This is a genomic window from Vibrio sp. OY15, assembly GCF_000742455.1.
Taxonomy (GTDB): domain Bacteria; phylum Pseudomonadota; class Gammaproteobacteria; order Enterobacterales; family Vibrionaceae; genus Vibrio; species Vibrio alginolyticus.
The window spans coordinates 143980-168005 of sequence record NZ_JPIL01000005.1 but is presented as its reverse complement, the minus strand read 5'-3'; the positions used below and the strand labels follow the sequence as shown (position 1 = coordinate 168005).

General features: G+C 45.3%; 23 protein-coding genes. 17 read left to right on the top strand and 6 right to left on the bottom strand.

Annotated features, from left to right (window positions below):
- The first annotated feature begins 73 nt into the window (after nt 1–73).
- From IJ23_RS07055 to lipA, 11 genes are all read left to right on the top strand, one after another.
- Nucleotides 74–613 (top strand): LPS-assembly lipoprotein LptE, encoded by a 540-nt coding sequence (locus IJ23_RS07055; protein ID WP_005384122.1) that lies wholly within the window; start codon nt 74–76, stop codon nt 611–613.
- A 5-nt stretch (nt 614–618) separates the two neighbouring features.
- A complete protein-coding gene (gene holA / locus IJ23_RS07050; RefSeq protein WP_033905862.1) occupies nt 619–1638 on the top strand; it encodes a DNA polymerase III subunit delta in 1020 nt (339 codons plus the stop codon).
- Nucleotides 1639–1726: 88 nt separating this feature from the next.
- The gene (gene rsfS, locus IJ23_RS07045) at nt 1727–2044 is read left to right on the top strand and encodes a ribosome silencing factor (protein ID WP_005373015.1); all 318 of its coding nucleotides are present in this window, start codon (nt 1727–1729) and stop codon (nt 2042–2044) included.
- A 4-nt stretch (nt 2045–2048) separates the two neighbouring features.
- Nucleotides 2049–2519 carry a 23S rRNA (pseudouridine(1915)-N(3))-methyltransferase RlmH gene (gene rlmH, locus IJ23_RS07040; RefSeq protein WP_017821762.1) on the top strand — a complete coding sequence of 157 codons (471 nt, stop codon included), beginning with the start codon at nt 2049–2051 and terminating at the stop codon, nt 2517–2519.
- A 29-nt stretch (nt 2520–2548) separates the two neighbouring features.
- Entirely contained in the window at nt 2549–4465 is a 1917-nt protein-coding gene (mrdA, locus tag IJ23_RS07035) for a penicillin-binding protein 2 (RefSeq protein ID WP_033905861.1), read from the top strand.
- A complete protein-coding gene (gene rodA / locus IJ23_RS07030; RefSeq protein ID WP_005384128.1) occupies nt 4465–5586 on the top strand; it encodes a rod shape-determining protein RodA in 1122 nt (373 codons plus the stop codon). The genes mrdA and rodA overlap by 1 nt, the downstream gene beginning before the upstream one ends.
- A gap of 2 nt (nt 5587–5588) precedes the next feature.
- Complete coding sequence (locus tag IJ23_RS07025) at nt 5589–6392, top strand: septal ring lytic transglycosylase RlpA family protein (protein ID WP_017635670.1); 804 nt, start codon at nt 5589–5591, stop codon at nt 6390–6392.
- 91 nt (nt 6393–6483) lie between these two features.
- On the top strand, nt 6484–7662 hold the full coding sequence (locus tag IJ23_RS07020; protein WP_005384132.1) for a serine hydrolase: 1179 nt from the start codon (nt 6484–6486) through the stop codon (nt 7660–7662).
- A gap of 139 nt (nt 7663–7801) precedes the next feature.
- The gene (ybeD, locus tag IJ23_RS07015; RefSeq protein ID WP_005384135.1) at nt 7802–8080 is read left to right on the top strand and encodes a DUF493 family protein YbeD; all 279 of its coding nucleotides are present in this window, start codon (nt 7802–7804) and stop codon (nt 8078–8080) included.
- 176 nt (nt 8081–8256) lie between these two features.
- On the top strand, nt 8257–8919 hold the full coding sequence (gene lipB / locus IJ23_RS07010) for a lipoyl(octanoyl) transferase LipB (RefSeq protein WP_005384137.1): 663 nt from the start codon (nt 8257–8259) through the stop codon (nt 8917–8919).
- The gene (lipA, locus tag IJ23_RS07005) at nt 8916–9881 is read left to right on the top strand and encodes a lipoyl synthase (RefSeq protein ID WP_005391329.1); all 966 of its coding nucleotides are present in this window, start codon (nt 8916–8918) and stop codon (nt 9879–9881) included. Before lipB ends, lipA begins: the two co-directional genes overlap by 4 nt.
- A gap of 461 nt (nt 9882–10342) precedes the next feature.
- Here the strand turns inward: lipA and glyA are convergent, their stop codons facing one another.
- Nucleotides 10343–11593, bottom strand: coding sequence for a serine hydroxymethyltransferase (glyA, locus tag IJ23_RS07000; RefSeq protein ID WP_005381985.1), 1251 nt, complete (start codon nt 11591–11593; stop codon nt 10343–10345).
- A 347-nt stretch (nt 11594–11940) separates the two neighbouring features.
- Between glyA and IJ23_RS06995 the strand changes: the two genes are divergently transcribed.
- From IJ23_RS06995 to IJ23_RS06985, 3 genes are all read left to right on the top strand, one after another.
- Complete coding sequence (locus tag IJ23_RS06995; RefSeq protein ID WP_017635671.1) at nt 11941–12543, top strand: YitT family protein; 603 nt, start codon at nt 11941–11943, stop codon at nt 12541–12543.
- A 90-nt stretch (nt 12544–12633) separates the two neighbouring features.
- Complete coding sequence (locus IJ23_RS06990) at nt 12634–14154, top strand: winged helix-turn-helix domain-containing protein (protein WP_033905860.1); 1521 nt, start codon at nt 12634–12636, stop codon at nt 14152–14154.
- A 131-nt stretch (nt 14155–14285) separates the two neighbouring features.
- The gene (locus tag IJ23_RS06985; RefSeq protein WP_033905857.1) at nt 14286–15185 is read left to right on the top strand and encodes a hypothetical protein; all 900 of its coding nucleotides are present in this window, start codon (nt 14286–14288) and stop codon (nt 15183–15185) included.
- 103 nt (nt 15186–15288) lie between these two features.
- Here IJ23_RS06985 and treC read toward each other — a convergent pair whose 3' ends face one another.
- The 4 genes from treC to gmhB form a co-directional block, all read right to left on the bottom strand.
- Nucleotides 15289–16974: an alpha,alpha-phosphotrehalase gene (treC, locus tag IJ23_RS06980; RefSeq protein ID WP_033905856.1), complete on the bottom strand. Its 1686-nt coding sequence runs from the start codon at nt 16972–16974 to the stop codon at nt 15289–15291.
- Nucleotides 16975–17062: 88 nt separating this feature from the next.
- Entirely contained in the window at nt 17063–18487 is a 1425-nt protein-coding gene (gene treB, locus IJ23_RS06975; protein ID WP_025768902.1) for a PTS trehalose transporter subunit IIBC, read from the bottom strand.
- Nucleotides 18488–18663: 176 nt separating this feature from the next.
- On the bottom strand, nt 18664–19611 hold the full coding sequence (treR, locus tag IJ23_RS06970; protein WP_033905853.1) for a trehalose operon repressor TreR: 948 nt from the start codon (nt 19609–19611) through the stop codon (nt 18664–18666).
- 74 nt (nt 19612–19685) lie between these two features.
- Nucleotides 19686–20237: a D-glycero-beta-D-manno-heptose 1,7-bisphosphate 7-phosphatase gene (gene gmhB, locus IJ23_RS06965; RefSeq protein WP_005381961.1), complete on the bottom strand. Its 552-nt coding sequence runs from the start codon at nt 20235–20237 to the stop codon at nt 19686–19688.
- Nucleotides 20238–20578: 341 nt separating this feature from the next.
- On the opposite strand from gmhB, the gene metN reads away from it, so the two are divergent.
- From metN to IJ23_RS06950, 3 genes are read left to right on the top strand one after another with little or no spacing between them, the layout of a single operon-like run.
- A complete protein-coding gene (metN, locus tag IJ23_RS06960) occupies nt 20579–21613 on the top strand; it encodes a methionine ABC transporter ATP-binding protein MetN (protein ID WP_033905850.1) in 1035 nt (344 codons plus the stop codon).
- On the top strand, nt 21603–22280 hold the full coding sequence (locus tag IJ23_RS06955; RefSeq protein WP_005383604.1) for a methionine ABC transporter permease: 678 nt from the start codon (nt 21603–21605) through the stop codon (nt 22278–22280). Before metN ends, IJ23_RS06955 begins: the two co-directional genes overlap by 11 nt.
- A 32-nt stretch (nt 22281–22312) precedes the next feature.
- The gene (locus tag IJ23_RS06950) at nt 22313–23122 is read left to right on the top strand and encodes a MetQ/NlpA family lipoprotein (RefSeq protein WP_005381966.1); all 810 of its coding nucleotides are present in this window, start codon (nt 22313–22315) and stop codon (nt 23120–23122) included.
- A 126-nt stretch (nt 23123–23248) separates the two neighbouring features.
- Here the strand turns inward: IJ23_RS06950 and IJ23_RS06945 are convergent, their stop codons facing one another.
- The gene (locus tag IJ23_RS06945) at nt 23249–24025 is read right to left on the bottom strand and encodes a Zn-ribbon-containing protein (protein WP_005383605.1); all 777 of its coding nucleotides are present in this window, start codon (nt 24023–24025) and stop codon (nt 23249–23251) included.
- Nucleotide 24026: the final 1 nt, after the last annotated feature.

Below are 24026 nucleotides of genomic sequence, written 5' to 3'. Positions count from 1 at the left end.
TTTATTTACCTCAAACCATTCACATGAGTGGTTTAAGGTAAATAACCCCTTCAATTTAGGATGAATACAATCAATGCGCTTTTTCTCTTTGATTAAACTACCAGTGGTATTGGTATTAGCGGGGCTTCTTTCTGCCTGTGGTTTTCACCTTCGCGGCGAGTATTCCGTACCGGAAGAGCTGCACACTATGTCTTTCTCCAGCTACGATGAATACAGTGAATTAACTCGCTATGTTCGCTCTCAACTCGAACTGAACAAAGTTGAACTTGTTCAACCATCATCGACGGTACCCAACCTTCATTTGACGGAAGCGACAATCGATGAGCGTACACTATCGCTTTATCAAAATAGCCGTGCAGCAGAAAAAGAGCTGACATACGTAGTAAAATACCGTGTGACAATTCCTGGCTATGGTTCTAAAAACTTTACGACAACAGTAAACCGCAACTACCTAGACAACCCGTTGACCGCACTTGCAAAATCTGTTGAGCGTGACGTAATTGAAGACGAGATGCGCTTGCAAGCTGCAAAACAGATGATGCGCCAGTTGGGCCGTATTCGTGCCGAATATGAAGCAGGACAAATCTCTGAGCCAGCGAACAAAAACTCTTAGTCACTATGCGAATTTATGCCGATAAGCTAACGGATCATTTAACTAAACAAGTTAAACAGGTTTACTTAATCTTTGGTAATGAGCCGTTACTGATTCAAGAAAGCCGCCAAGCCATCCAAAAGGCAGCGTTTCAACAAGGTTTTGAGGAAAAACACCGTTTTGCTGTGGATGCTAGCATCGACTGGAACCAAGTTTACGACTGTTTCCAAGCGATGAGCCTGTTTTCAAACCGTCAATTGATTGAGCTTGAAATTCCTGAAAGTGGCGTGACAACCGCCGTCAGCAAAGAGCTGCAAACACTGTGTGATATGCTTCATGATGACATCATGCTCGTCATTGTTGGTAGCAAACTGACCAAAGCCCAAGAAAATGCGAAATGGTTCAAAGCATTAAGCTCAAAAGGCGATTGGGTAAGCTGCTTGTCGCCAGACCTTCAACGCCTACCTATGTTCATTCAGACACGTTGCCGCACGTTGGGACTAAAACCCGATCAGCAATCACTGCAAATGTTGGCTCAATGGCATGAAGGTAACCTATTTGCATTGACACAAAGCTTAGAGAAATTGGCCCTACTCTACCCGGATGGTGAGCTGACCATCATACGTTTAGAGGAAGCCCTAAGTCGCCATAACCACTTCACTACCTTTAACTGGATCGACGCCTTACTGGCAGGTAAAGCAAACCGTGCACAACGTATTCTTCGCCAACTTGAGGCGGAAGGGGTTGAGACCGTGATCTTGATTCGAAGTGTACAAAAAGAGTTGAGCCAACTTTTAAATATGCATCAAGACTTAAGTCAAATGGGAATGAACCAGGTATTTGAGAAATATCGAGTTTGGCAAAACAAGCGTCCACTCTATAACGCAGCACTGACCCGCTTATCAGCGAGTCGTATTTGTGCATTGCTCTCCTTATTGGCTCAAGCCGAGATAAAAGCCAAAACTCAATATGACGAGTCTGTATGGCCAACTATTCATCAGTTGAGCTTAGAAACCTGCTCTCCTGATATTAAGCTGGCAATTTAAAAATCAAAGCGTGATATAGTGCGCGACCTGTTTTGCAAGCAAGAATGTAAAACACTGTAGAGATAAGAGACAAACCGAGGAAAACCGAGTGCTTCGCGAAGAACTGAAAGACTTTTTAGCTGATAAAGCCGACGACATGAAAGCGGAAGACATTATCGTCCTAAATGTGGAAGATAAATCAAGCGTGACAGATTACATGATCATCTGTACTGGTACATCCAAACGCCACGTTTCATCCATCGCTGACCATGTTGCAACAGAAGTGAAAAAAGCCGGTCTTGAGCCACTAGGAATGGAAGGTGAAAACGAAGGTGAATGGGTAGTCCTAGATATGGGCGACGCCATGCTTCACGTGATGCAAGAAGAGCACCGCGAACTCTACCAGCTAGAAAAACTCTGGGGTTAATCTTTTGAAAATTCAACTAATTGCTGTTGGCACAAAAATGCCAAAATGGGTTGAGGAAGGCTTTCAAGAATATCGTCGCCGTTTCCCGCATGATATGCCGTTGGAGTTGATTGAAATCTCTGCTGGCAAGCGTGGTAAGAATGCCGATATCGCTCGCATCCTGCAAAAAGAAGGAGAAGCGATGCTCGCGGCGGTACCAAAAGGCAACCGTATCGTCACGTTAGATATCCCAGGTAAAAAATGGGACACTCCTCAACTCGCTGAGCAGTTAGAAGCTTGGAAATTAGATGGCCGTGATGTATCAATATTAATCGGCGGTCCCGAAGGACTCGCTCCTGCATGCAAAGCTGCAGCAGACCAAAGCTGGTCATTGTCTGCCTTAACGCTACCCCACCCTCTAGTGCGTATCGTAATGGCAGAAAGCTTATACCGAGCGTGGAGCATCACCGCTAACCACCCTTATCATCGCGAATAATCGTTGTTTAACTTTAGAGCCAAGCGTTAATGATTCGTAAACGCCGCAGTCAAATCCGAGATTATCAAGCCGAAGCGCGTCTGTTTGCCAGCCGCGCTATTGTTGCTTTTATCGGCATTGTTGTCTTGATGGGAGCTCTGGTTGCCAACATGTACAACATTCAGGTGAACCAGTTTCAAGACTATCAAACCCGCTCGAACGATAACCGCATCAAAGTAGTGCCTATCGCGCCTAACCGAGGTCTAATTTATGACCGAAATGGCGTTTTACTGGCAGAGAACCGTCCCGTCTTTAACTTAGAACTGACCCCAGAAAAAATTAAAGACATTGATGCAACCATCCAAGAATTACAAACTATTCTGGAAATTACACCAGACCAGATTGAACGTTTCCACCACGAGCGTAAACGGACTCGTCGATTTAAATCGGTCCCACTGCTTACCCAACTGAACGAAAAACAAGTAGCGGTATTCTCCGTCAATCAGTACCGCTTTCCAGGTGTGGAAATAAGTGCGACCTTAAAGCGCTACTACCCTTTCAGCGAAGTCTTAACCCACGTGATTGGGTATGTTTCTCGAATTAATGATCGCGACATGCAACGCCTGATCCGAGAAGAAAAAGACGCAAACTATCAAGCCACTCGCGACATTGGTAAGCTGGGTATTGAAAAATACTACGAAGACCTCTTACACGGTACAGCCGGATATCAAGAAGTCGAGGTAAACAGCCGCGGCCGAGTAATTCGTATCTTAAAGTACGTTCCACCTGTACCCGGAAAAGACATCGTTTTAAACCTTGATATCAACTTGCAGTTGTACGTACACCAATTATTGGACGGCCGCCGAGGCAGTGCTGTAGTAATCGATCCTAGAGACAATGGTGTACTGGCTATGGTTTCGAGCCCTAGCTACGATCCTAACTCGTTCGTGCACGGAATCTCAGGTAAAGACTATCGCGCCCTTTTGAACGATAAAAACCGTCCTTTGGTCAACCGCACTACACTTGGCATTTACCCTCCTGCCTCTACCATCAAACCATTTATGGCGGTAGCCGCGCTGCAAGAAGGTGTCGTCACACCTAACACCACACGAAATGATCCTGGTTATTGGCGCATACCAAACTCTAACACACGTCCGTTCCGGGACTGGTTGCGTTGGGGACACGGACGCGTCGATATCATTAAGTCGATCGAAGAGTCTGTTGATACCTTCTACTATCAAATCGCTTATGACATGGGTATTGACCGTATTTCGAATTGGATGATGATGTTCGGTTTTGGTGATTACACTGGCATTGATATCTACGAAGAAAGTAAGGCGAATATGCCGACTCGTGACTGGAAAATGTCTCGCCATAAAACCCCATGGTATAAAGGTGATACGATCCCTGTGGGTATCGGCCAAGGATATTGGACAGCAACACCAATGCAAATCGCCAAAGCAACCTCCGTATTAGTAAACGAGGGAGAAGTGATCGCACCTCACTTGCTCAAAGCGACGATAGAAAATGGTAACGACTTCGAAGAGCAGCAAACAACAGAATACGTGACTTACCCACCAATCAAGAATGTGCCTAAAAAGTACTGGGATATGGCGAAAGAAGGCATGCGTCGGGTAAACCATGGCACGCGCGGAACAGCTCGACGCTCATTCTACAAAATGAATTATGAAACAGCGGGTAAATCAGGTACTGCACAGGTCTTCGGTCTGGGTGAAAACGAAGAGTACAACGCCGATGAGATCGCCGAGCACTTACGTGACCATGCGTTATTTACTGGCTTTGCACCATTTGATGATCCTAAAGTGGTCGTCACTGTAGTACTAGAAAATGCCGGTGGTGGTTCTAGTAACGGTGCCCCAGTAGTAAGGAAAATTTTTGACCGAGTCGTTCTTGGTCCAGAAGAAATTGAGCCTGAAAACAATGCGAAGAAAGAGGTAAAACAGTAATGAAGATGGATCCCTCTACAGGTAAAAATCGCGCCCTGTTTGAACGCTTCCATATCGACTTACCACTCCTACTTGGCATACTGGCCCTGATGGGGTTTGGCCTGGTGATCATGTACAGCGCCAGTGGCCAAAGTTTACTGATGATGGATCGCCAAGCCATGCGAATGGTGCTTTCACTCGTTGTGATGCTCGTCCTTGCGCAGCTTTCTCCACGAACTTACGAAAGCTTGGCACCTTTGATGTTCGTTGGTGGCGTTATACTGCTTTTCGGCGTGCTGTTTTTCGGTGAAGCATCGAAAGGCGCGCAGCGTTGGCTTAACCTCGGTTTTGTGCGCTTTCAACCGTCAGAGCTATTGAAGCTCGCGGTGCCATTAATGGTGGCTCGCTATGTTGGTAGACAGCCCCTCCCACCAACGCTAAGAACACTCATTGTTGCACTGATTATGGTCTGCTTACCAACCATTCTCATTGCAAAACAGCCTGACTTAGGTACCTCGATCCTGATCGCGGCTTCCGGTATTTTTGTTATCTTCCTCGCCGGCATTAGCTGGAAAATAATTGCTGGTGCTGCGATTGCATTAGGTGGTTTCATTCCAATTCTGTGGTTTTTCTTGATGCGAGAGTATCAAAAAGTGCGAGTTCGTACTCTATTTAACCCGGAATCTGATCCGCTAGGAGCGGGCTACCACATTATTCAGAGTAAAATTGCGATTGGCTCCGGCGGTATTTCCGGCAAAGGTTGGTTGCAAGGTACGCAGTCACAACTAGAATTTCTTCCTGAACGACACACTGACTTTATCTTTGCAGTAATTGCTGAAGAATGGGGTATGATTGGCTTCCTTTGCCTTTTAGCCATCTATCTATTTATTATTGGACGAGGTTTATATCTCGCCAGCCAAGCGCAAACCGCATTTGGACGAATGATGGCAGGCAGTATTGTACTCAGCTTCTTCGTGTATATTTTTGTAAATATTGGCATGGTAAGTGGCATCCTACCTGTAGTAGGTGTACCGTTGCCACTCATCAGTTATGGCGGCACATCAATGGTAACCTTGATGGCTGGTTTTGGTATTCTGATGTCGATTCATACGCACCGAAAAGCATTCTCTAAGGCGACCTAGACATGCAAAAACGCGCTTTATATTCCTTGGTTTTCTCTGCTCTTATTTTGGCAGGCTGTTCATCAACTAGCCAAAAAGAACAAGAAGGCCGTTACGAACTCGAATCCGATGTTGCACCGGATACACCGCTTTCAGTCGAACACATCGAGGATGCGCATCCTAAATATGAACCGTACAGCCTAGGTGGGAACAAAGATTACCACTTGCGTGGCAAAGACTACAAAATAGTTCGCAATGCGAAAGGCTTTAAAGAAAAAGGCCGAGCATCTTGGTATGGGAAAAAATTCCAAGGTCATTTGACTTCTAATGGCGAAATCTATGACATGTACTCAATGACGGCAGCGCATAAAACGCTACCGTTACCAAGTTACGTAAAAGTTACCAATACTGACAACGGAAAAACCACCATAGTACGAGTTAATGACCGAGGTCCTTTTCACGATGGCCGTATCATTGATTTAAGCTATGCCGCCGCGCACAAGTTAGATGTAATAAAAACAGGCACCGCGAACGTGGAAATTGAAGTGATCAGTATCAATCAGCCCACGGACAAAAAGTCATTAGAAGCGCACCCTAGGTACGTTATTCAAGTGGCATCATCAAAAAATGAAGAACGCGCGCGAACTTTAGGTACCGAGCTTGGTCAAAAATTGGATACAGAAACTTTCCTAGAGAGTGCGAAAGAGTCTTATCGCTTGTTGTTAGGGCCATTTACTGACTATTCCCTGACGCAAGCCACATTAGATAAAGTAAAGTTGCTCGGCTATTCGTCTGCATTTATTAAAAAACACAACACTGCCAAATGACCTCGTGTCATGAATTTCTCTTTGATCCCCCTCTTACATAACTAGGGATTCTGATAAGATGTCTGCAGTTAACCCAAAAATTTGAATTACCATGAATAAAAATAAGTTTGTGAAATCTATTCTCGTTTCTTCGGTTGCCCTTTCTGCAACTTTCGCTCAATCTGCTCTTGCATCACCTATCGTTGTTCCAGATGCCCCTCAAATCGCGGCGAAGGGCTACGTGCTGATGGATTACCATTCAGGTAAAGTACTGGCAGAGAAAGAGATGAACACAAAATTGTCTCCAGCTAGTCTGACTAAGATGATGACCAGCTATGTAATCGGCCAAGAGCTAGCCCGTGGTAATATCTCAGAAGATGATGATGTCACCATCAGTAAAAATGCGTGGGCGAAAAACTTCCCTGATTCATCAAAGATGTTCATTGAAGTAGGCACAACAGTTAAAGTACGTGACCTGAACCGAGGTATCATCGTCCAGTCAGGTAACGATGCCTGTGTTGCGATGGCAGAACATATTGCAGGTTCAGAAGATGCATTTGTTGACCTAATGAACGCTTGGGCCAACACATTGGGTATGACTAACTCGCACTTTGCCAACGTTCATGGCTTAGATAACGCAGAATTGTACTCAACACCATACGACATGGCACTGCTAGGTAAAGCACTTATCCGTGACGTACCAAATGAGTACCGAGTGTACTCAGAGAAGAAATTTACTTACAACGGCATCACCCAATACAACCGTAACGGTCTACTTTGGGATAAGAGCATGAACGTTGACGGCATCAAAACGGGTCACACAAGTAATGCGGGTTACAGCCTAGTAAGTTCAGCAACTGAAGGTCAAATGCGCTTGGTTGCGGTCGTTATGGGTACTAAAGATGCCAATGCTCGTAAGTCAGAAAGTAAAAAGCTGCTAAGCTACGGCTTCCGTTTCTTCGAAACAGTGGCACCGCACAAAGCAGGTGAAACGTTCGTAGAAGAAAAAGTGTGGATGGGTAACAAAGACACCGTAGCACTGGGTCTTGACCAAGATACTTACGTAACACTACCGCGTGGTGAAGCGAAAAACCTAAAAGCAAGCTTCGTCCTTGAAAAAGAGCTAGAAGCCCCAATTAATAAAGGTGATGTAGTTGGTAAGCTATACTATCAGATCGATGGTGAAGATATTGCCGAATACCCACTAATGGCACTAGAAACCGTAGAGCAAGGTAGTCTATTTAGCCGCATGTGGGATTACATCGTATTGTTATTCAAGAGCTTCTTCTAAAAAGAACATTAGAGTAGCAAACTTATTCGCAAAGCCGCCTGAATGGGCGGCTTTTTAAGTTTGAGCTCCTCGTCTTGAGTTCCCCCTAATTTGACTGTACTATTTCGCACCGCAACGAATATCTACTGGAGTTATCGATATGCTAACCATCAACTCTGATGCAAAATTAAAAGACCTGCTTGAGTTCCCTTGTTCATTTACTTACAAGGTAATGGGTCATGCAAAGCCTGAACTTCCAGAGCTTGTTCTTGAAGTTATTCAGCGCCATGCTCCAGGTGACTACAGCCCGACCGTTAAACCAAGTGCTAAGGGCAACTACCACTCTGTGTCAATCAACATTACTGCAACCTCTATCGAGCAGGTTGAGACACTGTACAAAGAGTTAGGTGAAATTGACATCGTACGCATGGTTCTATAATTTTTTGATATATTAAATTTTTTTTGAAAGCAGCCTTGGCTGCTTTCTTTTTATTTATCAAAGAGATAACGAGGCTTTACATCGCTTTCAGTTAAAAATCTGTTACGCAGCGGTAGAGCATCAGGGTTATCCGGTTTATAATCCAAAAACTTTATATATTAGCAACAGGAATTCCCATGCAACACCAACTTGTTGTAAAACGACTTGGCCGCCAAGACTATGAGCCTGTATGGAAGGCGATGCATGAGTTCACCGACCAACGCACAGAAGAAACCCGTGATGAAGTCTGGTTGGTAGAACATAACCCAGTATTTACGCAAGGACAGGCAGGTAAAGCTGAGCACTTGATTAACACTGGCGATATTCCTGTTGTACAAAGTGATCGCGGAGGCCAGGTTACGTATCATGGCCCTGGTCAGTTGGTCGCCTACTTCTTGATCAACCTACGCCGTAAAAAATTAGGTGTACGAGATCTCGTTACCACAATCGAGAACCTCGTGATCAACACGCTAAAAGCATACAATATTGACTCAGCCGCGCGACCTGACGCACCAGGTGTCTACGTTGCCGGTAAGAAAATATGCTCTCTCGGTTTACGCATTCGTAAAGGATGCTCGTTTCATGGTTTAGCCTTGAACGTAAATATGGATTTAACACCGTTTCTGCGTATTAACCCTTGTGGTTATGAAGGTATGGAAATGGTTCAGGTCAGCCAATTTGGCGGCCCAGACAATGTAGAAGCCGTAGAAAAACAATTAATAGAAGAACTCGTTACTTTGCTCGATTATGAGCAAGTAGAATTCAGCACAGAAGCACCTTCTCAAGGTAATAAAGCATGAGCAAACCAATCCAGATGGAAAAAGGCGTTAAATATCGTGACGCCGATAAAATGGCATTGATTCCCGTAAAGAACATGCCTACAGAGCAGAAAGAAGTGCTACGTAAGCCTGATTGGATGAAGATCAAGCTACCAGCCGACAGCCAACGAATTCAAGACATCAAAGCGGCGATGCGTAAGAATAAACTTCACTCCGTATGTGAAGAAGCATCTTGCCCGAACCTAGCGGAATGTTTTAACCACGGTACAGCAACCTTCATGATCTTAGGTGCTATTTGTACTCGTCGTTGTCCTTTCTGTGACGTTGCTCATGGCCGCCCATTACCACCGGAAGCAGAAGAGCCTCAAAAACTGGCGAAAACCATTGCCGATATGAAGCTGAAATACGTAGTAATCACTTCTGTTGACCGTGACGATCTGCGTGACGGCGGTGCACAACACTTTGCCGATTGTAACCGCGAGATCCGTGCGTTAAACCCGCATATTAAGATTGAAACACTGGTTCCTGACTTCCGTGGTCGCATGGATGTAGCGCTTGATCTAATGAAAGACAATCCGCCAGATGTCTTCAACCACAACTTAGAAACAGCGCCACGTCTTTACCGTAAAGCTCGCCCAGGTGCGAACTATAAATGGTCACTTGAGCTTCTTAAGAAGTTCAAAGAGCAGCATCCCGATGTACCGACCAAGTCTGGTTTGATGATGGGTCTTGGTGAAACCAAAGAAGAAATCATCGAAGTACTGAAAGATCTACGCGCACACGGCGTAACGATGCTGACTCTAGGCCAGTACCTAGCGCCAAGCCGTCACCACTTGCCAGTAGAACGTTACGTTCCACCATCAGAGTTTGACGAGCTAAAAGAAGTTGCACTAGAACTTGGCTTCACGCATGCAGCGTGTGGTCCATTTGTTCGCTCTTCTTACCATGCCGATATGCAAGCTCAAGGTATCGAGATTAAATAAGCTCTCGCTTGTTTTGAAAAGTTTGTTTTGAAGAGAAAAGGTTGGCTCAGTGCCAACCTTTTTTGTATCTGGCAAATGATGATAAAAAGCCATTCTACCACCGTCATTCTGAACAGCGAGGAACGAGCGTGATTCAGAATCTGTTTTCAGAATACTGATGATTTTTAGGGAAACTCTGAGTAAAAGAGTGTGCCTCAACAAGATTCCTGATCTCGCCTTGGCTCGTCGGAATGACGTGGTTTGGATATATTGAAAAGGGACAGTGTTGGTAGCCATCCCCTTATCACACACTCTCGCTATATCTCATTCCAAACGCCAGACAAACAAAAAGGCCCTCAAATGAGGGCCTTTAGTATATCAATGTTCAAAATAGATGAGTCGAGTTCTAGAAGAACACACGGAGTTTGCGCGAGCAAATGAGTATGTTCGACACCGAAATCGACTCACTCTATGAAAAGCAGTTAGGCGTAAACTGGTAGACGCTTACAAATTTCTAGCACTTTCTGTTTTGTCGCTTCGATAACTTCTTCGTTGCCGATGTTATCTAGAACGTCACACATCCAGTTTGCTAGCTCTTTTGCATCTTCTTCAGTGAAGCCACGGCGAGTGATCGCTGGCGTACCTACACGGATACCAGACGTTACGAATGGGCTGCGTGGGTCATTTGGTACTGAGTTCTTGTTTACAGTGATATTTGCTGCACCTAGTGCCGCGTCTGCGTCTTTACCAGTGATATCTTTGTCGATTAGGTCAACAAGGAACAAGTGGTTTTCTGTACCGTTAGATACGATTTTGTAGCCACGCTCTTGGAACTGACCAACCATTGCTTTTGCGTTTTTCACTACGCGAGCTTGATAAGCTTTGAACTCTGGCTCCATCGCTTCTTTGAACGCTACTGCTTTACCAGCGATAACGTGCATTAGAGGGCCACCTTGACCACCAGGGAACACTGCTGAGTTCAATTTCTTGTACATATCTTCGCCAGCATTTGACAAGATAAGACCACCGCGAGGACCTGCTAGTGTTTTGTGCGTCGTTGTTGTTACCACGTGAGCATGCGGTACTGGTGTTGGGTATTCACCGGCGGCGATAAGACCAGCTACGTGCGCCATATCAACAAATAAGTAAGCACCTGCTTTGTCAGCGATTTCACGCATGCGTTTCCAATCAACGATTTGCGAGTAAGCAGAGAAACCACCGATGATCATCTTAGGTTTGTGTTCAAGTGCTAGCTGTTCCATCTCGTCGTAGTTGATTTGACCAGCTTCATCGATACCGTAAGGGATAACGTTGTAGTGCTTACCAGAGAAGTTTACTGGTGAACCGTGAGTTAGGTGACCACCGTGCGCTAGGCTCATGCCTAAAACTGTATCGCCAGGGTTAAGAAGCGCCATGTAAACTGCGCTGTTTGCTTGAGAACCTGAGTGAGGCTGTACGTTAGCGTACTCACAACCAAATAGTTGGCATGCACGCTCAATTGCTAGTGCTTCAGCTTTATCTACGTACTCACAACCGCCGTAGTAACGCTTACCTGGGTAGCCTTCAGCGTATTTGTTCGTTAGCTGAGAACCTTGCGCTTCCATTACACGTGGGCTTGTGTAGTTTTCAGAAGCGATAAGTTCAATGTGTTCTTCCTGGCGAAGAGTTTCTTCCTGGATAGCTGCGAACAGTTCCGCATCGTAATCTGCGATGTTCATATCACGCTTAAGCATCTGTATCTCCTGACTCAGATTAGTACTGAAAGTTGCAAAAAAACTGTTGAATGACCCGACGCAAACGTTTTCGTCACCCTAATGGCGCGCATTCTACATAATTTGATTTAGGTCATAAAGAGAAATTTACAATTTTTCTCATGCAGTTTTTTCATGATGACAAGCAATGTTTATCATGCCAGCATTGCAATCGCATAACGACAATCTATTGCCTGTCAAATTTGTGCTTTACACCCTGTAAAACAGCAATTACATAGGTTTACCGTAAATTTTACCCTCTAGCTACCGAAAAGATCATCTTTTTACTACTATGCACGCCTTATTTATCACTAATGACTGCAACATTGATGGAAAAACACTCATTAAAAGAAGACTGGATAGCGATTCTCACGGGTACCTTTTTAGTAGCTCAAGGCGTTTTCTTTCTCCAATCCGCGAACCTTCTAACGGGAGGCACGACTGGATTGGCTCTGCTTATTAGCCAATTTACACCTTTTACCTTTGGTGTGCTGTACTTTTTAGCAAACAGTCCTTTTTACTTACTAGCATGGAAACGCTTCGGCCGTCATTTCGCCATTAATAGTGCCATTTCTGGCGCGTTGGTTTCTATCTTTGCCGATCATCTTTATTTGCTAATCTCGCTCGAATCGGTAAATGAAGTTTATTGCGCCGTCGCAGGCGGACTTTTAATGGGGCTCGGTATGCTGATCCTATTCCGACATCGCTCCAGCTTGGGTGGCTTTAACGTGCTGTGTTTGTTTATCCAAGACAAATTTGGCATTTCAGTTGGCAAAAGCCAAATGGCAATCGATGCATGTATCCTGTTTGCTTCATTCTTCTTTGTCACACCAGAAGTGATTGGCCTTTCAATTTTGGGGGCGTTTGCACTCAATCTCGTGTTAGCGATGAACCACAAACCGCACCGCTATTCCGTGACCTACGGTTCATAAATTTTTGATAATGATTGAAGCGCGATTTATAAGATTTCGCGCTCCAATCGCTATATAATACTTCGCGATTTCCAAATAGATCGGTACGGTATGCGCGACTTTCTGCAACAAGCTAAACAGACTCACAGTTGTATTGCGATTGGAGAGCTGATCTATAACCCGAAGACACAGACCCTTCATCAAGATGCTATCGCGATTGATCTTGAACCTCGCACCATTGAATTATTAGAACTGCTGTTAACAAGCGTTGGCCACCCACTCTCTGCTGACACCATTATTGAAACCATTTGGCAGAGCAAGTTCATCTCTAAGAATGTGCTCACGAACCGCATTAGCACCTTACGTGCCCTGCTACAGCAGTACTTACCCGAATACGATGCCGCTAAGCTCTTGGTCACTTACCCCCGCAAAGGCTACTTTCTTAACCCTGCCAATATTCGTTTAGTGCCACCAGCGAAAAACCATCGGCGCGTTATCTCAACCCAGGTGGCGAGTAATAAGAACTTCAAGCTGATTTTTGCTTACAGCTTATGTGCCATACTTGCGGTATGTAGCATGACACTCGCAAGCTTGTTATGGCAACGCCAAGAAATCTCAACACAACAAACACGTCATCAACTACTGATTCCCAAAGTCGAGCTACTACTCAACCGTGTCGATTCAATCGGCTCCCAGGCGCGAAAATACCGCATACTGGTCAAAGCCATCTTGCTGCAACAACAGGTCGAATATCCATACACCGACATCGCCAACCAAGATGCTCCCAGTTACTTTCTTGATCCTATCGGTCATACGCCATATTTCCCTGGCGCACGAAACATGCAGACCAGCGACTACGAGCTCAATATCGAGTTAAAAGACGGCACAAAACAGGGCATCTTGAAAGCGCAGATGAACCTTATTTATCCTGCGACGGGCAAGCTGGCGTTTCGCAATGAGTACACACTGCGTTTATCTGCCTTACAATCGGATATTTTCCAAATGCACTCGGATGTCGCGCAATACTTCAATCTGCCTGCACCTTCGGCAAGTTCGTGGCAGCTTTCGAATATTCACAAAAAAATGTTATTCGAGAATGCCTTTTCTAGCCAACCTCTCCGACAATCTGATGAGTTTGCGGCTATAACAACGGCAAGACATCTCGCCTTATACGAGCACGAACATCAAAAGCTGGAAGCGTATTTAACTCAAGTACAATCGTCGTTTGATGTTTTGCCAGATGAGCTGAGCCTCTGGTTAGGTCTATTGCATTTCAAATTAGGTAACTTAGACAGGGCAAAAGCTCTGTTAACGACACCAGATGGCGACTCACGTATCCAAAACGCACTGATTTATACCTTTGTGTCTCACATTGCTTACAAGCAGAACAAACTTGAACAGTTCCGTCTCAACTACATGGAATCACTGGTGGCGCTGCTGCGCGTTTTACCTTCCGAAACCTTGTTTGAGCGTCTTTCTCAATCTGAATCAAAAGAGACTTGCCTCCAACCGTGGAAAACGTTGCATGTTAGTGTGACCGATCAAGAAATCATAAGCCGATGGAAAGCGCTCATTAACGAGTATTGCATTAACGTAGCCAACGAAATAACCCCAAATAAAACAAAGACCTAAATATAAAATTAAGCTTTCATTAACCCCTATTATCTTTTGTTTTTTGCCCTTTTTCTCTCACTGAACTTAGCATGCTCGCATTCAAGCAACGGCCCAACATGAAGCGGCCTTATCAATCAGGAATGTAAACCATGCTAAACAAAATGACGCTTATCGCAGCAGCAACTCTGGCTCTTTACGGCTGTGGCGGAGGTTCGTCTTCTGGCAGTGCGAATCCAAACAAAGTGCCTCAAGAAAGTTTCGACGTCTCGATTCACAACTCAATCTTCGCTCCCACGCCAAGCACACAGCTAAACTACGCATTTAGCTTGGATGGCCAACCAGAAGGCGACATAAAACTGAGCTTCCAAGCGATGGGTCGCGAGCAAATATTGGCAGCATTGGCACAAATCCCAAACAGCGAGGCAATGGTCCAGTTGGTTAATGACTTGGTGAACTACGGCGCCGAACAGTTCTACTATTCAGACGAGCAGTACAACGACGACGAAGAGAGCAATACGCTTTACTTTGCAGGATCAGATGGTGCACTCCATGAAATCACTGACGCTTATTTCATTGGTCATCAGTTTATTGCCATGCTTATGCGCAGCGGTCCGATTTTCCGCCTAAACGGTGACGACGTAAAAGAGAAAAGCCCGAATATTGACATCGGTGAAGAAACTATATCTCTGCAAACCACTCTTACAGGCTACTCAGTTCACAACCTACTAGACCGTTTTGAAGAGCATGAGTGGGTACAAAACCTTCCTATGACAGCATCTTGCCAAGTGGTTTGGCAACAGCAAATCCGAGAGACTGGCGTGCGTAAAGCGTTCTCGATCTCAGGCAAGAAAATTGAAGCGGCATACCTGATGGAAGAAAACATCTACAACCTGAACTGTGATGACATGGACTCAATGGAGTTCGCCACTTCGGCAGAACGTTGGTTTAACCCGAGCTTAGGTCTGATTGAACAAATTGAACTGCTGAAAGTACAACAAGTACAAATCAACGAAGAGAAAGTGCAGCTAACAGCAATTGAAACAAAATAAGCCTGTACTCCACAAGTATCTCGCATCTCAATAAAAAAGGCTTTGGGGAGCACACCAAAGCCTTCATCTCGAACATCAATCTTAGGGGTGATGACACCCGAGTTTATTCTTCTATCAATAAAATACGAGTTTCGTAAGGTCGTAACACTTGATGGTTTGACGCGACTGCGCTCGCTGAGTTTTGATAGTTAGATAGCAAGTTTTTCGCCTTACTCATATCAAAACGTTCTGGCAGAACGCATTCCACCTCTTCAGCGTAGTAGTTATTGATACACAGCAGCGTTTGCTTATCGTTCTGACGAGCGTAAGCGAAAATACGTTTGTGCTCTGGCAGCAGGTCCTCGTAACGGCCATCGGTGATGACTGGAACCTGTTTACGCAGTTCAATCAGACGCTTGTAAAAGTAGAACACCGAGTTCAAATCGGCAACCGCAGCTTCAGCATTGATTTCCGAGTAATTCTGCGCCACTTCAAGCCACGGCGTGCCCTCAGTAAAGCCCGCGTGTTTTGCACTGTTCCATTGCATTGGTGTACGTGAGTTATCACGCGACTTCTGTGCCAAGATCGCCATCATATCGTCATGAGATACACCATCACGGTTGACCATGATGTCGTACATGTTAGTACTTTCAACATCACGATATTGGCTGATTTCGGTATAACCCGGGTTGGTCATGCCGATCTCTTCCCCCTGGTAAACATAAGGTGTGCCTTGCATCATGTGCACTGATGCCGCAAGCATCTTGGCAGATTCAACACGGTATTGCTCGTCGTTACCTAATCGGCTCACAACGCGTGGCTGGTCGTGGTTACACCAGAACAGCGCCCCCCACCCTTTGCCATTTAAGCCCGTTTGCCAATGATTGAAGATCTGTTTTAACTGAATGAAATCAAACGGCGCTTTGGTCCATTTTTCACCATTTGGATAATCGACTTTCAGATGATGGAAGTTGAACACCATGGATAGCTCTTTGCCGTCTAGCGAAGAATATTGCTGGCAGTGCTCTAGTGTGGTGGAAGACATTTCACCCACCGTCACGCTGCCGTATTTTTGAAACACAGATTCGCTAATCTCTTGAAGGTATTCGTGCACGCGTGGGCCGTCGGTGTAGAAGCGGCGACCATCACCAATATCATCACTTGGAAAATCTTGCTGCTTGGAAATCAGGTTGATAACGTCGAGACGGAAACCATCCACTCCTTTTTCTGCCCAGAAGCTGATGACTTCTTTCACTTCTTCACGCACTACTGGGTTTTCCCAGTTTAAGTCCGCTTGCTCTTTAGCAAAAAGGTGCAAATAGTACTGGCCTGTTTTTTCATCCAGCGCCCAAGCGTTGCCACCAAACTTTGATTGCCAGTTGTTTGGTTCAGCACCATCTACCGGATCTTTCCAGATGTAGTAATCACGGTATGGGCTGTTTTTATCACCCAGTGCGGATTGGAACCACTTGTGTTCTGTCGACGTGTGGTTCACTACAATGTCCATGATGATACGAATGCCCAACTGATGCGCTTCTGCTAGCAAAGTATCGAAATCTTCCATAGTGCCGAACTGTGGATTGATCGAGTAGTAATCGGAGATGTCATAACCGTTGTCGATCATTGGCGATTGGTAAACCGGCGTCAGCCAAATCGCATCCACACCAAGATGCTTAAGATAATCCAGCTTAGAAATGATCCCTTTGATGTCGCCCGTGCCTTTACTGCCACTGTCACAAAAGCTTTTTGGGTAAATTTGATAGATGGTTGCGGTTTTCCACCAGCTCTCATCATGCTTGGTCATAGCCATTTCTAACACTCACTTACCAGTAATCGGAAACTTAAAATTTGAAAAGAAAAAATAGGAGGAGGCAGCCAAGTCACTGCCTCAAATAGAATTACGCGTTTGCAGGCTCAAGCTCACCTTTGGCTTGTGCACGCTTATAAAGAATTAACGTTAATGCAGCAGGTACCAGCATTGCGACTAACATAGCCAAAGCAAAAATGCCCCAGAACTGCGGTTGGATAGACAAGATGCCCGGCAAACCGCCCACACCGATACCGTTCGCCATTACGCCCGCACTACCACAAATAGCAGCAGCACACGCACTACCGATCATCGCGCTCAGCATTGGGAACTTGTATTTCAAGTTGATGCCGTACATCGCCGGTTCAGTCACGCCAAGGTAAGCAGAGATAGCCGCAGGCACTGAGATATCACGCTCGCCGTGTTTTCTACTGATGATAATGATGCCGACGACCGCAGACGCTTGAGCAATGTTTGAAAGTGCAATCAGAGGCCAAATTGGCGTACCGCCTAGCTCTTGCATCAGTTGAAGGTCTACCGCGTTGGTAGTGTGGTGAATACCAGTAATGACCAATGGCGCGTATAGGAAGCCGAAGATGGTTGAGCCAATCATAGCGAAGTCACCCGTCATGGCTGCTTTTGCTGCGAAAGCAACGCCGTCACCCAACATACGACCGAATGGACCAATGATAGAGTGCGCAAGAATCACAGACACAATGATTGAGACAAACGGCACGACCACTAGGTAAAGGTAAGACGGAATGATGCGTTTTAAGTTGGTTTCAATAAACGCCAGTGCCATACCAGCAAGCATTGCTGGAATCACTTGCGCCTGATAGCCCACTTTCTCGATGGCGAATAAGCCAAAGTCCCACACTTCGGGTACTTGCTTACCAATCAGGTAGGCGTTCATCAACTGTGGCGAAACCAATGTTACACCAAGCGTGATACCCAGAATCGGAGTACCGCCGAGCTTTTTCACTGTCGACCAACACACGCCAACTGGTAGGAAGAAGAAGATCGCCTCACCAATCAGCCATAAGAAAGAGTGTACCGTAGCCCAAAACTGGCTGATTTCCGTTAGCGTTTGACCATCAAACATCTTGATGTCGCCAATCACGTTACGGAAGCCAAGAATCAGACCACCGGTAATGATCGCAGGTAGCAGTGGTACAAAGATTTCTGCAAGGTGGGAAATACCACGCTCAACGATATTCATGTTTTGACGAGCAGCGTTCTTCGCTTCGTCTTTGCTGGCTTCACTTTTACCCGTCAGTCCGATCAGTACCTTGTAAACTTCATCCACTTCAGTACCGATAACCACTTGGAACTGGCCTGCGTTGGTAAAACAGCCCTTCACCATCGGTAATGCTTCTAACTGTTTCGTATCTGCTTTGTCCGTATCATTTAGAACAAAACGCAAGCGAGTTAAACAGTGACTTACACTGGCAATATTGTCCGGCCCCCCGACCAGCTCAATAAGACGCTCCACGTCTTTACGCGCAATCTTACTCATAACTTTGTCCACCCTGTATTGGATACATTCGATTCATCATTTTGTTTTTATAAATGGGAACATTCCCATTTCTTAATTTTAATATTGCCATCCGAAGGCAAAAAACAAAATGGGAACAGTCCCATTAATTGAGAGTGATCACAGTATAATTTTAGAGCAGATCGTTTTAGTGTGGGTCAATAAACGATAGGCTGTTGAGTAAAGTGAACCACTTCCTCATCGCCATTTAATTGATTGATCAGCATGTTAGCGGACTTCTCACCTGCAAGGGTGTAACCTGGGTCGACACTAAATACTTTAGGGAAAAGGAAAGAGAGCAATTCATTACCACCAACACCTGTCACAACCACGTCTTCACGTCCTAACTCTTGAAGACGCTTAATCACGCCCAACGCGATAGTGTCACTGGCGCACACGATGGCCTGAGTATCAGATTGAAGGACTTTGTCTACCAACTGATAAGCACTTTCATGGCTCAACTTACCCGTTTGGAAACAAGGTGTAATTTGCTTGCGTTGACACCAAGCTTTATAAGCATTTAGACGAGCTAAGCCAGTGGTTTTGTCTTCAGGATCAACACCAATATAAGCAATGCGAGATAAAGATTGCTGCTCAAGGTGAGACAAAGCCATGTCTATCACACCTTGGTTATCGTAGTTGATCGAGGAAACCATTTGCGTGTCCATCGCGATCACGACGATACGATTCCCCCACTCCGCCAATGCTCGCTCATCACATCCAGTAAAGCCAAACACGATCACCCCATCGACGTTGCGACGTTTAAGCACATCCAAATGTTCATTGGTTTTATCGCGATCGAATTGGCTCTCCATGATCACCGCATCATAACCAGCGGAATACAAAGCATTGAGCATTGTACCAACGGCGCGATTTTCTGATGGTGAATCTAAACGGGAGATGATAACCCCAATAACTTTTTGGCTGCCACCACGCATCGACTGCGCCGACTTTGATGGGACGTAGCCTGATTCACGAATGATTTGCTCTACCTTCTCACGCGTTTGCGGTTTTACCTTGGGATCATTGGTAAGCACACGGCTGACCGTCGATTTGCCCACGCCAGCCAATTTCGCGATATCAAGAATGGTGAGTTTTTTGCTCATAAGTGTTCAGACTAAAAGAAGGAATCAAACAAAAGGGAAGCAGTGGCTTCCCTTATCTCAGTCAGTAATGAAGATTACTTGTTTAAGTACGCAGGCACATCTGCAATGCTATCTAATACTACCGTTGCAATGGCTTCGCCCTGTTCCGTTACTGGCTTACCAGTGCGAACCAAAATCTTAGTGCCAACGCCTGCCGCTTCTGCTGCCATCATGTCTTCAGCTTTATCGCCGATCATCACAGATTTCTCCATGTCGATCTTCAAGAAGTCACGCGCAGAAATGAACATGCCTGGTTTTGGCTTACGGCACTCACAATCTTGCTTGTACTCGCCAATGCCATGTTCTGGATGATGTGGACAGTAATAGATACCATCGAACTCAACACCATTATCAGCAAAGTTCCAATCCATCCATTGAGTCAGAGACAAGAAACGGTCTTCACTGAATTTACCGCGTGCGATGCCCGATTGATTCGTCACTAACACTAGAAGGTAGCCTTTATCTTTTAGCGCTTTCGTCGCTTCAAATACACCATCAATGTACTCAAAATCGTGTTCGTCATGAACGTAGCCGTGGTCAACGTTTATCACGCCATCACGATCGATAAAAACAGCAGGTTTTGCCAAAACGTATTTCTCTATTAACTCGGTTTAATCAGATTATTACATACCTTATAAACTTCAACACTATCTAATTCATTCTAGGCCTCGACAAAACGGTTGATTTGTTGGGCAAAAATCGGTAAATCTGAGGGTGCCCCGCCGTCTACCTCCTGCTTGTTATCTATACATCTTGGTTTCAAAACAGAACACCCATACATTTAGACGTCTAGACGTAAAAATATCTATTGACTTCATTCTGCTTAACCCATAGCATCAACTGAAAATTGAGATAAAGCTCAACATTAAGTTCTGTCAAAGGCCGTTTTTGACAGCGAAGTTCCCCGTATCTTTGGGCAGGTTGAAACATGATAGAAATAAAAAACGTCAATAAAGTGTTCTACCAAGGCAGTAAGGAAATCCTTGCCCTGAAAGACATTAACCTACACATCGACAAAGGCACTATCTTTGGTGTTATCGGTTCATCAGGTGCTGGTAAAAGTACGCTGATCCGCTGTGTCAACATGTTAGAAGCGCCGACCTCTGGTTCCATCATCGTTGATGGTGTAGATCTAACCAAACTCAGCAAAAAACAACTAGTCGAAACACGCCGTAACATTGGTATGATCTTCCAGCACTTTAACCTGCTTTCGTCTCGTACTGTGTTTGATAATGTGGCATTACCCCTAGAACTGGCAGGTAAAGACAAATCGCAAGTCACAACAAAAGTAACTGAGTTGCTAAAGCTTGTAGGCTTAGCCGACAAACACGAGAGCTACCCATCTAACTTAAGTGGCGGACAAAAACAGCGTGTGGCAATTGCTCGTGCATTGGCATCCGATCCTAGCGTGCTGCTTTGTGATGAGGCCACTAGCGCACTAGATCCGGCAACAACTCAATCTATCCTTGAGTTATTGAAAGAGATCAACCGCAAACTCAACATCACGATTTTACTTATCACTCACGAAATGGAAGTCGTAAAAAGTATCTGTCACGAAGTAGCAATCATTGGTGGTGGTGAGCTGGTGGAAAAAGGCACCGTTGGCGATATTTTTGCGCACCCTAAGACAGAGCTAGCGCACCAATTCATTCGCTCAACGCTGGATCTTTCCATTCCTGAAGATTACCAAGCACGTCTGCAAGCAGAGCGTGTTGATGGCAGCTACCCGTTGGTTCGCTTAGAGTTTACTGGCGCAACCGTCGATGCACCGTTAATGTCGCAAATTTCTCGTAAATACAATATTGATGTGAGTATTTTGAGTTCCGACCTTGATTACGCTGGTGGCGTGAAATTCGGCATGATGGTCGCAGAGCTATTTGGTAACGAAGAAGATGACAACGCAGCTCTTGAATACCTGCGTAAGCACAACGTAAAAGTAGAGGTACTTGGTTATGTCCTTTAATACGATTTCTGAATGGCTGAGTTTAAACAGCAAACTACTTTTAGGTGCAACGTGGGAAACACTTTACATGGTTGCGGTTGCCGGATTAGTCGGCTTTGCTGTGGGTATTCCATTAGGCGTAATCCTCCATATTACTAAGAAAGGCGGCCTACTTGAAAACACCAAACTAAATAGCGGCTTAGGCGCTATCGTTAACATTGGTCGCTCAGTGCCATTCCTCGTACTGATGGTTGCGATTATTCCAGTGACAAAAATGCTGGTTGGAACCTTTATCGGTACAACCGCAGCAATCGTCCCACTGACTATTGGCGCCATTCCTTTTGTCGCTCGTCTTATTGAAGGCGCTTTATTAGAAGTACCGACAGGCTTGGTGGAAGCAGCGCAGTCAATGGGGGCGACTCCAACACAGATCATCACAAAAGTTCTACTACCTGAAGCAATGCCGACTATTGTTAACTCAGTAACGATTACCTTGGTCACTCTCGTTAGCTACTCAGCTATGGCGGGTACGGTAGGCGGCGGCGGCCTAGGCGACGTAGCCATTCGTTACGGTTTCCACCGCTACGATGTAACTATCATGGCCGTGACTGTCGTGATGTTGATTGTTCTAGTACAGATTATTCAGTCTATCGGCGACGCAGTGGTGCGCCGTGTAGACCACAGATAAGCATCAAAAATACAAATTATAAGGAGATAAAGATGAAATTTAGCCTTAAAGGTCTTTTGACTGTAGCAACGGCCGCCTCTGCTCTTGCTCTAGCGGGTTGCGGCGACAAAGAAGTAGACGTAAACAAAGTAAAAGTTGGCGTTATTGCTGGTGCTGAAGCACAAGTAGCCGAAGTTGCCGCTAAAGTAGCAAAAGAGAAATACAACCTAGACGTTGAGCTAGTAACATTTACCGATTACGTAACACCAAACGCCGCTCTGGATGATGGTTCAGTAGACGCGAATGCGTTCCAACACAAACCATACCTAGACCAACAAGTGAAAGACCGCGGCTACAAACTGGCTATCGCGGGTAACTCATTCGTTTACCCTATTGCTGGTTACTCAAAGCAAGTAAAATCAATTGATGAAATTCAAGATGGCGCACGCATCGCAGTACCAAACGACCCAACGAACCTAGGTCGCTCACTACTGCTTCTTGAGCAACAAGGTTTGATTACGCTACGTGATGGCGTTGGTCTACTCGCTACAGTACGTGACATCGTAGGCAACCCTAAAAATATCGAAATCATTGAACTAGAAGCCCCACAGCTTCCGCGTTCACTGGATGACGTAACGCTATCTATCATCAACACCACTTACGCAAGCTCTATCGACCTATCGCCAGAGCGTGACGGCGTGTTCGTTGAAGATAAAGACTCACCATACGTAAACCTAATTGTCGCTCGCGAAGAAAATGTTAATGCGCAAAACGTACAAAACTTCGTAAAAGCTTACCAAACGGAAGAAGTTTACGAAGCGGCAAAAGAGCTGTTCAAAGGTGGTGTTGTGAAAGGTTGGTAATCCCACTTTTCAAAACATGACCGAAAACAACGTTCCAAACGTAAACGTTCTAAACCTAAAAGGGCTGATGTAAAAACATCAGCCCTTTCTATTTGTCTATCTACCCATTTAAGTAGCTTCAATTCGCTACTTAAGGTGATCCCAAGAGATATTCGACACGATTCGGCAGTCATCACACTTAAAATGAAATATGTCATGTAGTGGCTCATCGAGTAGCCACTCGCCATCGCATTTTGGACACTTGCGCGCTTTCTCGCTCTCCAGCGACTGACCACCGACACGATACTGGTAATAGTACGTAGGGATCTTCGTGATGTATTCGATACGGCCACGTAAGTCCCAACCTCGGCGAAACAGCACACTATCCACATCGCAAATTTCGTGCAGCGCCGCATGTTCCGCTCGGCAGCCCCCTGCCATTTGGATTTCATCACACGCTTGCCACTCAGTCTGCCACTTAATGACGGCTTTATGGTCTCCATTAAGTGTTGGCTCATTACGATACAAAGGAATTGGCAACAGGGTTTCACCACTTCGCAAAGGCGAACACGTATGAACATAAGTCGTGTACAACACTTGCCAGCTAGGTGTCTCTTCTTCGGCTGCTTGTTCTGAATTCAAATCACGCCCCAGCATACGCATTTTCGGAGCAAGCAAAGACGCATCCGACAAACGGTTCATGCACACTTTGACGAAATCTGAGTGATAACGTGGATGTAAGCTGTCTTGTTCTGGGCAAACAACACGAACGAAAAATTCACCTTCTCCCATCACTATCGGGAATTCACGACCTAATACTTGGCCGTTGTAACGCAGAGCATCCATCAAGCCATTAATGGCTTTGTCTACCGCGCTGACGGTGGTGTTATCAAAACACTCAAACTGCAACTCAACAACATACATA

Excerpts from the sequence above, each read along its gene's own strand:
- IJ23_RS07020 (WP_005384132.1), top strand. The coding sequence starts at position 6,484 with ATGAATAAAAATAAGTTTGTGAAATCTATTCTCGTTTCTTCGGTTGCC.
- treC (WP_033905856.1), bottom strand. The coding sequence starts at position 16,974 with ATGGCTATGACCAAGCATGATGAGAGCTGGTGGAAAACCGCAACCATC.
- mrdA (WP_033905861.1), top strand. The coding sequence starts at position 2,549 with ATGATTCGTAAACGCCGCAGTCAAATCCGAGATTATCAAGCCGAAGCG.
- holA (WP_033905862.1), top strand. The coding sequence starts at position 619 with ATGCGAATTTATGCCGATAAGCTAACGGATCATTTAACTAAACAAGTT.
- IJ23_RS06950 (WP_005381966.1), top strand. The coding sequence starts at position 22,313 with ATGAAATTTAGCCTTAAAGGTCTTTTGACTGTAGCAACGGCCGCCTCT.
- rodA (WP_005384128.1), top strand. The coding sequence starts at position 4,465 with ATGAAGATGGATCCCTCTACAGGTAAAAATCGCGCCCTGTTTGAACGC.
- IJ23_RS07055 (WP_005384122.1), top strand. The coding sequence starts at position 74 with ATGCGCTTTTTCTCTTTGATTAAACTACCAGTGGTATTGGTATTAGCG.
- treB (WP_025768902.1), bottom strand. The coding sequence starts at position 18,487 with ATGAGTAAGATTGCGCGTAAAGACGTGGAGCGTCTTATTGAGCTGGTC.
- IJ23_RS06990 (WP_033905860.1), top strand. The coding sequence starts at position 12,634 with ATGCGCGACTTTCTGCAACAAGCTAAACAGACTCACAGTTGTATTGCG.
- IJ23_RS06955 (WP_005383604.1), top strand. The coding sequence starts at position 21,603 with ATGTCCTTTAATACGATTTCTGAATGGCTGAGTTTAAACAGCAAACTA.
- metN (WP_033905850.1), top strand. The coding sequence starts at position 20,579 with ATGATAGAAATAAAAAACGTCAATAAAGTGTTCTACCAAGGCAGTAAG.
- IJ23_RS06945 (WP_005383605.1), bottom strand. The coding sequence starts at position 24,025 with ATGTATGTTGTTGAGTTGCAGTTTGAGTGTTTTGATAACACCACCGTC.
- ybeD (WP_005384135.1), top strand. The coding sequence starts at position 7,802 with ATGCTAACCATCAACTCTGATGCAAAATTAAAAGACCTGCTTGAGTTC.
- IJ23_RS06995 (WP_017635671.1), top strand. The coding sequence starts at position 11,941 with ATGGAAAAACACTCATTAAAAGAAGACTGGATAGCGATTCTCACGGGT.
- glyA (WP_005381985.1), bottom strand. The coding sequence starts at position 11,593 with ATGCTTAAGCGTGATATGAACATCGCAGATTACGATGCGGAACTGTTC.
- lipA (WP_005391329.1), top strand. The coding sequence starts at position 8,916 with ATGAGCAAACCAATCCAGATGGAAAAAGGCGTTAAATATCGTGACGCC.
- treR (WP_033905853.1), bottom strand. The coding sequence starts at position 19,611 with ATGAGCAAAAAACTCACCATTCTTGATATCGCGAAATTGGCTGGCGTG.
- IJ23_RS07025 (WP_017635670.1), top strand. The coding sequence starts at position 5,589 with ATGCAAAAACGCGCTTTATATTCCTTGGTTTTCTCTGCTCTTATTTTG.
- lipB (WP_005384137.1), top strand. The coding sequence starts at position 8,257 with ATGCAACACCAACTTGTTGTAAAACGACTTGGCCGCCAAGACTATGAG.
- IJ23_RS06985 (WP_033905857.1), top strand. The coding sequence starts at position 14,286 with ATGCTAAACAAAATGACGCTTATCGCAGCAGCAACTCTGGCTCTTTAC.